Below are 8,596 nucleotides of genomic sequence, written 5' to 3' on the forward strand. Positions count from 1 at the left end.
ATTTTTTGGGACGGGAGGTCTCTCTGAGGCGGCTTCTTCGTCTGGTACTGGCCCTGGGCCTGGTGGTGAGCGTCTGTACCTCCACCGGTCTGGCTATTTACCTGGGAAGGCGCGAGCTCCAGGACACCTTGCAGGACCGGCTGGCGAAAACCCTGAAACTCGGCTACGCTTTCCTCGACCAGTGCTACCCGGGAAACTGGGAAGTGAGAGAAGGGAAGTACCTTTGCAAGGGCGGGGCGGTTCTTAATAATAACTTCCAGTTGGTGGACAAGATCAAAGAGCTTTCGGGGTGCGAAGCCACCTTATTCCTGGGCGATACCCGCGTAGCCACCACCGTTTGCAACCAGGCAGGGCAGCGGGTGGTGGGTACCAAAGCTGCTCCCCAGGTGGTGGAGAGGGTGCTCAAGGAAGGTAAAGAGTACTACGGGGTGGCTGACGTGGCTGGCAGGCGCTCCCTTACCGCCTACATGCCCCTTCGCGATGCCCAGGGCAGCGTGGTAGGGATGTGGTTTGTGGGAATACCTCTGGAGAAGCTTGAAGTTCTTACCCGGCAGCTCATTTGGGCTAGTGCTTTAGGCGGTGCCCTGGTGATTTTGCTTTTCCTCCTTGGTCTTGTGCCTCTCACCAATGCCTTCACCGACCCCATCCGTCAGACGGCGGCGGCGCTGGAGCGAGTGGCGGCCGGGGATTTGGGGGTGGCCTTTGGCAGACAGCGCTTTAAAGCCCTGGCCCTACTCACCCAGGCGGCGGAAAAGATGGTGGCCAGGCTAAGGGAACTTGCCCGGCAGACGCAGGAGGCGGCGGGGAGGGTGGCTTCCAGGGCGGAGGAGCTGGCGGCAGCGGCGGAGGAAGCCTCGGCGGCGGTGGAGACCACGGCGGCCAGTGCTCAGGAGCTCTCGGCTGGCGCGGAGGAGATGGCCGCCAACGCCCAAGCCGCGGCCGAGTCCGCCGACCGGATAGAGGGGGAGGCCCGCAAGAGCCTCCAGCTTCTGGACGAGGCCCTGCGCAAAATAAGGGAAGCCAGGCAGACGGTAGACCAGGAGGTAGCCCTGGTGAAGAAGCAGGAGGAAACCACTTCCCTCATCGACCGCATAACCCAGACCATCATGGATATAGCCGAGCAGACCAACCTGCTTGCCTTAAACGCGGCTATAGAGGCGGCACGGGCGGGAGAGCACGGGCGAGGATTCGCCGTGGTGGCCGAGGAGGTGCGGAAGCTGGCGGGACAGTCGGCCAGAGCAGCTTCTGAGATAGCCGGCTTGGTGGCCGACATCCAGCGGGGCATGCGGGAAGTTACCGAATCTGCCACCCGTTCCTCTGCTGCGGTGCACGAAGGAGTCAACGCGGTAGATCAGGCTGCCCAGTCCCTCAAAGGGGTGCTGGGGCGTGTGGGCGAAACCCTGGGGGCGCTCAAGGAAATAGCCCACGCCGTAGAGCAGACGAGCGAAGCTACTCAGAACGTAGCCACCTCTTCCCAGGACCTGGGGCGCATGGCGGAGCGCGTAAGCCAGCTGGCCCAGGAGTTGGCGCGCGAAGCCGCCAGTCTCAAGGATTCTACCCGCGCCTTCAAGCTCTAATAGCAGTCGAAAGCCAGGACTTAAGGGGGCAAGGCATCTTGCCCCCTTAAGTGTTTATTTGGTTCAGACGCTAACCTGGCGAAAGTTTACCTTCTCACATTTTCGTCTCCAGTTGTCAGCCATGCGACTTTGTCAGGCAAGATAGATTAACCCATACTATCAACTAACGCGACAGACAAAGGATTGAGAGCTTGTTAAAATCAACACGAGCAACAAGGTCGATATTTTTTATTTTATGCCAGAAAGGAGGGAGAGGAAGGTTCGGTCGTGTGACCCGTTTGGAGAGAAAGTTGACTCGACCAGCTTTCAGGGGAGGATGAGGAATGAAGGCGCTGAGTTACCGGGAAATGCAGCAGATCCTGATGGAAGAGCTAAGACTAATGTACTACCCCGTGGCCGTGAAGTTTATCTTCGAGGAAGAAGAGCTCGAAGATTTTCGTCGGAACGCTTCTTATTACGAGGCTCTGCGTCCTTTGACCTTCTGCCAGTTTGAGTTGGGGGCGCGCATGAAGGGCTACACTCTGCTGGCCACCCGGGAGAACCTGGGTTGCTCGAACGCTGCTTTTGTCTTCGGCTGGAAGTCTTTTGACGATAACGAGATAAAGAGCCATCTCAAGTATGTGCGCGACTGGGATCAGGCGGCCAGGTTTATCCAGTCTAAACCTCGCCTGCCGGAGGGCAGCCTTAAGGCTTTTGTCGTCTCGCCCCTAGCCAGCACTTATTTCGACCCCGATGTGGTGCACTTCTACTGCGACAACATGCAGGCCTATCACCTGGCGGTGGACTACATGTCGGCACTTGACATCCACCCGCTCCGTTCTAACTTCACCATTAACTCGGCAACTTGTGCCGGCTGTGTCTTTTCCTACCAGGAAAAGATGGCCACCGTTCATCCCGCCTGCAGCGGCAGCTATAATGCGGGCAAAACGGAGCGGGGGGAGATCAACGTCATGATCCCGGGCGAGCACATCGGAGCGGTGGTCAACCGGCTGCTAGAGCGGATAGAGAAGTACGGCTCGAGTTCCATAACCCGCCCTGGAGATCCCTTCCCCGGTGCCGACATTTGCAAGAACTGTCCTCTGATCGTATTCCGGGAGGCGAAGGAGGGTAAGGAGGCATGCTCCAGCACCACGGGAAAATAGTCTCAAGTTCTTTACTTTTGGTTTTTTTGCTGGTGGCTTTTTCTCTGCCGGCGATCGCTAGTGATTTCACCATCAATCTGGACCGGACAGAGTTCGACAACGGTGGTACTTTTACCGTTACTGGAAAGGCTCCGGCAGGAAGCCGAGTCTTTCTGGAAATATGGAGCGAGAAGCAAGTGCGCGCTTCTTACTTCGACAGCAAAAAGGATCCTCAGACGGGGAAAATTCCCTACATACTTTACCTTTCTAAAGAAGTGCCGGCTTACTACCAGATAATCTTGCCGGCAGACGAAAAAGATAAATTACAGGCCATCAAGGCCGAAGGGAAGAAATGGTCTCTGAGCAAAGCTCTAAAGGATCTGGGAGCGGATGTAGCCTACCGGGCTCCTTCCAAGATAAAAATCGATGCTTACAAGGCGGGTTTCTTGGCCAGCGTCATCGGATCCCGCGGGAAGCTACTGCCTCCTCTCGATCCCAAGGAGACGCGGAAGCGCTCCATGCAACTCATTAAGGCCCGTTTCCGAGACCCAGACAAAATCTTCTGCCCGGCTCTAGAAATTTCCCCCGACGGCTCCTTTAAAGCTTCCGTCACTCTGCCCAAAGACTCTGCTCCTGGCCGGTACTATGTGGTGGCGGTGACCGATAAGGGGGAGCGCAGCGCGCCGGTGTATCTGGAAAACCACTTGAGGTTCCCCTCCGTTTACCTAAGCAACGCGGGGACGGGCATCAACATCTTCGGGCCTTTCCTGCTGGCCTTGGCCATAACCACTTTCGGTGTGCTCATGGGTGCGGGAGGCGGTTTCATCCTCAACCCCTTGCTGGTCTCCCTCTGGCCCCTACCGCACACGGTGGTGGCGGGTACGGTCATGCCCACAGTGCTCTTCTCCCAGGCTTCCGGTATTTACAATTACACCCGGATAAAATTCATTAACTGGAAGTTGGGGCTGAGCTTAGGCGCAGCCATGGTGCTGGGTGGCTTTATCGGACCCAAGCTTACCGAGCTCATCACTCTGGAGCAGTTCAAGTTCATCTTCGGCTGGATCTTGCTGGTCCTGGCCGGGCTCATGGTGTGGCAGACTACGCCCGGTTACCTAGAGCGCCACAAGAAGGAGCAGGCTATCCTGAAGGAATTCCGGCGCCGAGCCGAAGAGGCGGCGAAGGCGCGCCTGGCCAAGGAGGGCGGTAGGTAATGAAAATGAAGATCGAGTTCTGGGGGCAGGAGTTCGAAGTAAACGTGCTTCTGGGCTGCTTGGGTAGCTTTCTCATAGCAGTAATTTCCTCGATGTTCGGCTTCGGCGGCGGCCCATTTATGGTTCCCCTCCTAACGGTAGGGTTGGGGCTGCCCATGTACGTGGTAGTAGGAAGCTCTTTGTTGGCTATCTTCTTCAACACCCTCATGGGCTCGCTCCGGCACTACCAGTTTGGCAACTTCGACCCTCTGCTCTTCCTCATAATGTTCCCGGCCGCCATCTTGGGCGGGTATATCGGCCCCCAGATAGCCAAAAGGGTCAGTCCGGTGGCGGTGAAGCGCATTGCCGCGGCCGGGTTGGTTCTTCTGGCCCTCAACCTTCTGGGGGTTTACTAGGCCAAACCCTTTCATCCCCATAATGCTCTGGCCCCCGCGCCCTCATGGCTGCGGGGGCGATTTTTCTCTTTACCGGCCGAGGTTTGAGTGTTAAAATCTATCCCAAAGCCAAGAAGGCTTACCTCAAGGCTTCGCCCGCGAACGAGCGAGGTAGAAGCTTTTAATTTTATAAAACCACCGCGGGAAGACCTGCCTCCATAAAGGCGGTTGGATCGACCACGGCGGCTAGGTTTTTGTGGTAAAAATTAAAAACAAAAACTGCAAGTATCGTCAAGGGCCGCATAAGCGGCACCTGACATAGTCGGGACAGCAGTGACGGTCCCCTCCGGCGGCAGGTTTCAAAAGGACCGCCAGGCAACCGGTGTAACCCGACATCGGTACCGGAAAATTCGTAGCCACTTTTCGGGGGTGAAAATGCTTTGCTCGTTAGCAATCTAGGTTATCCACGTATAGGAGAGAAGAGAGAACTCAAGTGGTTGCTCGAGGCCTACTGGGAAGGAAAGCTGGCGCAAGAAGCTTTTTGGCAAGAAGTTTTCTCCTTGGAAGAAAATAATTGGCGCCGGCAGCTAAAGCTTGGAGTGGAACTTTTGCCGGTAGGCGACTTTTCCCTCTACGATCACGTGCTAGACTTGGCCTTCGCCCTAGATCTTATTCCCCAGCGCTTCGAGTTCTTAAGGGGTCGTGGGGGACTCGAGCTTTACTTCGCCCTGGCACGGGGAGCGGAAGGGGTAAAGGCCTGCGCCTTGAAAAAGTGGTTCAATACCAACTACCACTACATCGTGCCTGAGTGGGAGAAAGAGCCGCGTTTAGTCACAAATCCCTACTTGGAGGCCTTCCAGCGGGCCCGGCAAGCCTTGGGAGTCAACGGTAAGCCGGTCTTGGTTGGTCCTTTCACCTTCGTAAAGCTTTCTCGAGGCTACAGGGACTGGCGGGAAGCGCTGGAAAGCCTATTACCCCCTTACGTTGCGCTCCTGGAGCAGCTGGCCGAGGCCGGAGCCGAGTGGGTGCAGCTGGACGAGCCGGCTCTGGTTTTGGATCTCGAGCGGGAAGAGGTAGAGGCGGTGGAACGGACCTACCGCCAGCTGGCCGAAAAGAGCAGGGTCAAGATCATGCTCCAAACTTACTTCGGCAGTCTCAGCTGCTATCCGGAAGTTATGCGCTTGCCCGTGGCCGGTGTAGGCCTGGATCTGGTAAGCGATGCCCGGCACAACCTAGCCAATCTGGAACACTATGGCTTTCCCAAGGATAAAGTGCTGGGAGCCGGAGTAGTAGACGGCCGCAACGTCTGGCGGACAGACCCCAAGAGGGCTCTGGAGTTAGTAAGATACTTAAGCGGCTTTGTTTCCCCGGATCGCCTTTGGCTCCAGCCCTCCTGCAGCCTCCTGCACCTTCCGGTCACGGTGGCCGGGGAAGAGAGGCTTCCACCAGAGCTCAAAAACGCCCTGAGTTTCGCCGACGAGCGCCTGCAAGAACTCAGGATGCTGAAGGAAGCTTTAACCCGGGGAGAGGAAACGGTCCGAGCGGAAATAGAGGAGGCCAGCCGGGCCAGACAGGCCCTGGACGCCATGCCGGGGCGGGTAGTCCCTGATGTGCGCCGCCGGGTGGGGGTTCTCGGCGAAGAAGAGTTCACCCGCAGCGTGCCTTTCGAAGAGCGCCAGAAGTTGCAGGCGGAGAAACTCAAGCTTCCCCTCCTTCCCACCACCACCATAGGAAGCTTCCCCCAAACCTCGGCCTTGCGCACCGTCAGAGCTCGCTTCCGGCGGGGAGAGATAAGCAAGCAGGAATACCGCGATTTCATCCGCCAGGAGATAGCGCGGTGGATAAAGATCCAGGAAGAGATAGGGCTCGACGTGCTGGTGCACGGGGAGTTTGAGCGCAGCGACATGGTGGAGTACTTCGCTGCCAAGCTTCCCGGCTTTGCTTTGACCGCTAACGGCTGGGTGCAGTCTTACGGCTCGCGTTGCGTAAAGCCCCCCATCCTTTACGGCGATGTCTGGCGCCGGGAAAGTTTGACGGTGGCGGAAACGAGCTACGCCCAGTCGCTTACCACCCGGCCGGTGAAGGGCATCCTCACCGGACCAGTAACCATGATCAAGTGGTCCTTCGTGCGCGAGGACCTGGAAGAGGAGCAGATAGCCTACCAGATAGCGCTGGCCCTGCGAGACGAGATAGCAGAGCTGGAGAGGGAAGGAATCGGGATAATCCAGGTGGACGAGCCGGCCTTTCGCGAAGCTTTGCCTCTTAAGCGGCGAGAGCGCCCGCAATACCTGCTCTGGGCCGCTCAGGCCTTCCGCCTGGCTACCTCCGGGGTCAAGCCCGAGACTCAGATTCACACCCACATGTGCTATGCCGACCTGGAAGAAGTCCTGTCGGCGCTCGAAGGTATGGACCCCGATGTGGTCTCGGTGGAGGCCGCTCGGGGTGGGGCGGAGCTCGTGAAGCAACTTGAACGCCACGGTTTCCGCCGGGGGATAGGCTTGGGGGTCTTCGACGTCCATAGCCCTTACCTCCCCCAGGAAGAGGAGATGGAGCGCTTCTTGAGCCGGGTGCTAGATCTCTTCCCGCCGGATAGGCTATGGGTCAACCCCGACTGCGGACTCAAGACACGGAAAGAAGAGGAAGCCGTGGAAGCCTTAAGGCGTATGGTTGCGGTGGCCAGGCGTCTGCGGGCAAAGCTAGGGGGATAGACCTTGATGATCCGCTGCCACGAGTGCGCCGTGCGGCCGGTAACCGTGGTGAAGTATCTTCCACCCCCGCATCTGGAGGAGTTCGCCGCCCATTTAGTGGTTCGCTCCTATGCTCCCGGAGAAGAGATCTTTTCCCCGGAACGAAAGAGCCGGCGGGTAGGCATCGTGCGGCAAGGATGGGTAAAAATCTTCTCCCTGGGAGAGTCCGGGAGGGAGCAAATTTTAGAATTGGTAGGCCCGGGGGGCTTTCTGGGAGAAGAAGCCGTTTGGCCTCGGGTTTCCGGGCCTCCTAACTTTGCCTCCGCTCTCACGCCGGTGGAAATATGCGAGATGTCGGCCGAGCTCTTTCGCCACCTGCTTAGCAGTTTCCCTCTTTTAGCCCAGGCCTTCGAGGAGTGCTTGATAAAGCGTCTACACTGGGCTAGAGAGCTGGCCGCCTTGCTGGCACTGGAGCCGGCTTGCAGGCGCCTGAAAAAGCTGCTCTTTTACCTCTTGGCGGAAAGGGATTTCCCCCTCTCCCCCAGCGTGTCTCTGCTGGCCTCCCTAGCCGGCCTCACTCCGGAGACCGTTTCTCGCTGCCTTTCCCGCTGGCGGCGCGAGGGAGTGATCGAGCGCCGGGGCCGCCGGATCATCCTTTGCCAAGCTAAAATCTAGAAAAGATCTTTTCAGGCAAAATTGATTAAGATCAATGATTTATTCCCCCTTCCCGGCTAAACTGGCGGTAAAAATTGTACCGGAAAGGGGAGAGGAGAAGTGTCTGCTCCGCGCGGTGCCGTTTTGCAGCGGGACGGCCAGACTTACGCGGTGGTACCTTGGATCAAAGGAGGCTTGGTCACCCCTGAAATCCTGGAGAAGCTGGCTCAGGTGGCCCGGAAATATCAGATACCGGTGATGAAGCTCACCTTTGCGGGACGCATAGCGCTGGTGGGGCTTAAAGCGGAGGATGTGGAGGCCGTCTGGGCTGACCTGGGGCTTCCCCCCGCTCCGGCCGTGGGCCCCTGCCTGCGCAGCGTGCAGTCCTGTCCGGGTACGGCAGCCTGCCGGCTGGCCCTTCAGGATTCCCTGGGCCTAGGGATGCGCCTCGAGGAAAAGTTCGGCGGGGTAGAACTGCCAGGCAAGATGAAAGTGGGAATATCCGGCTGCCCCATCTGCTGCGCCGAGAGCTGGGTCCGGGACTTCGGCGCTTTCGGCAAGAAAACCGGCTTCACCGTGGTGGTGGGAGGAAACGCCGCCCAGTTTCCCCGTATAGGGGAAGTCCTGGCCGAAGGACTTACAGCTGAGGAAGTAGAGCAGGTCTTTGAGAAGCTTTTGGACCTTTACCGGCGGGAAGGGCAGAAAGGGGAGCGCTTCGGCAATTTTGCCCACCGTCTCGGCATCGAGCGTTTAAAGATGGAAGCCGGACTTTAAAAAGCCAAGCTCTTCCTAAAGTCCTTTAAAGGGTGCGCAAAACTAGGGCAGGGGAAGCCCGCGGCGCACCCTGAGGGCGTACAATTTCAGTAGGTGACGGAGGAGACTCATGAAGGAGGAGACCTCGCCCCTCGCGGACAATTTTCATGGACTGAAAGGAGGAGCGAGGTCTCATGCACAATCAACCTATTTCAGACA

General features: G+C 57.9%; 7 protein-coding genes. All 7 read left to right on the forward strand.

Annotated features, from left to right (window positions below; genetic code table 11):
• Nucleotides 1-5 precede the first annotated feature (5 nt).
• The 7 genes from DXX99_RS06455 (at nucleotide 6) to DXX99_RS06485 (ending at nucleotide 8,398) form a co-directional block, all read left to right on the forward strand.
• Nucleotides 6-1,577, forward strand: coding sequence for a methyl-accepting chemotaxis protein (locus tag DXX99_RS06455; protein WP_165847744.1), 1,572 nt, complete (start codon nucleotides 6-8; stop codon nucleotides 1,575-1,577).
• A gap of 323 nt (nucleotides 1,578-1,900) precedes the next feature.
• A complete protein-coding gene (locus DXX99_RS06460) occupies nucleotides 1,901-2,719 on the forward strand; it encodes a DUF169 domain-containing protein (RefSeq protein ID WP_115792682.1) in 819 nt (272 codons plus the stop codon).
• A complete protein-coding gene (locus tag DXX99_RS12005; RefSeq protein ID WP_115792683.1) occupies nucleotides 2,695-3,909 on the forward strand; it encodes a sulfite exporter TauE/SafE family protein in 1,215 nt (404 codons plus the stop codon). The genes DXX99_RS06460 and DXX99_RS12005 overlap by 25 nt, the downstream gene beginning before the upstream one ends.
• Nucleotides 3,909-4,304, forward strand: a complete 396-nt coding sequence (locus tag DXX99_RS12010; protein ID WP_205664657.1) for a sulfite exporter TauE/SafE family protein — start codon at nucleotides 3,909-3,911, stop codon at nucleotides 4,302-4,304. The genes DXX99_RS12005 and DXX99_RS12010 overlap by 1 nt, the downstream gene beginning before the upstream one ends.
• 419 nt (nucleotides 4,305-4,723) lie before the next feature.
• On the forward strand, nucleotides 4,724-6,991 hold the full coding sequence (metE, locus tag DXX99_RS06475) for a 5-methyltetrahydropteroyltriglutamate--homocysteine S-methyltransferase (protein ID WP_115792684.1): 2,268 nt from the start codon (nucleotides 4,724-4,726) through the stop codon (nucleotides 6,989-6,991).
• A gap of 6 nt (nucleotides 6,992-6,997) precedes the next feature.
• The gene (locus tag DXX99_RS06480) at nucleotides 6,998-7,645 is read left to right on the forward strand and encodes a Crp/Fnr family transcriptional regulator (protein WP_115792685.1); all 648 of its coding nucleotides are present in this window, start codon (nucleotides 6,998-7,000) and stop codon (nucleotides 7,643-7,645) included.
• 99 nt (nucleotides 7,646-7,744) lie between these two features.
• A complete protein-coding gene (locus tag DXX99_RS06485) occupies nucleotides 7,745-8,398 on the forward strand; it encodes a nitrite/sulfite reductase domain-containing protein (RefSeq protein ID WP_115792686.1) in 654 nt (217 codons plus the stop codon).
• The last annotated feature ends 198 nt before the right edge of the window (nucleotides 8,399-8,596 follow it).

It is taken from the genome of Ammonifex thiophilus, from assembly GCF_003368535.1.
Taxonomy (GTDB): Bacteria; Bacillota; Desulfotomaculia; order Desulfotomaculales; family Ammonificaceae; genus Ammonifex; species Ammonifex thiophilus.

What these genes read in the sequence shown, in the direction of transcription:
- DXX99_RS06460 (WP_115792682.1), top strand. Translation starts at nt 1,901, where the DNA reads ATGAAGGCGCTGAGTTACCGGGAAATGCAGCAGATCCTGATGGAAGAG.
- DXX99_RS12005 (WP_115792683.1), top strand. Translation starts at nt 2,695, where the DNA reads ATGCTCCAGCACCACGGGAAAATAGTCTCAAGTTCTTTACTTTTGGTT.
- DXX99_RS12010 (WP_205664657.1), top strand. Translation starts at nt 3,909, where the DNA reads ATGAAAATGAAGATCGAGTTCTGGGGGCAGGAGTTCGAAGTAAACGTG.
- DXX99_RS06480 (WP_115792685.1), top strand. Translation starts at nt 6,998, where the DNA reads ATGATCCGCTGCCACGAGTGCGCCGTGCGGCCGGTAACCGTGGTGAAG.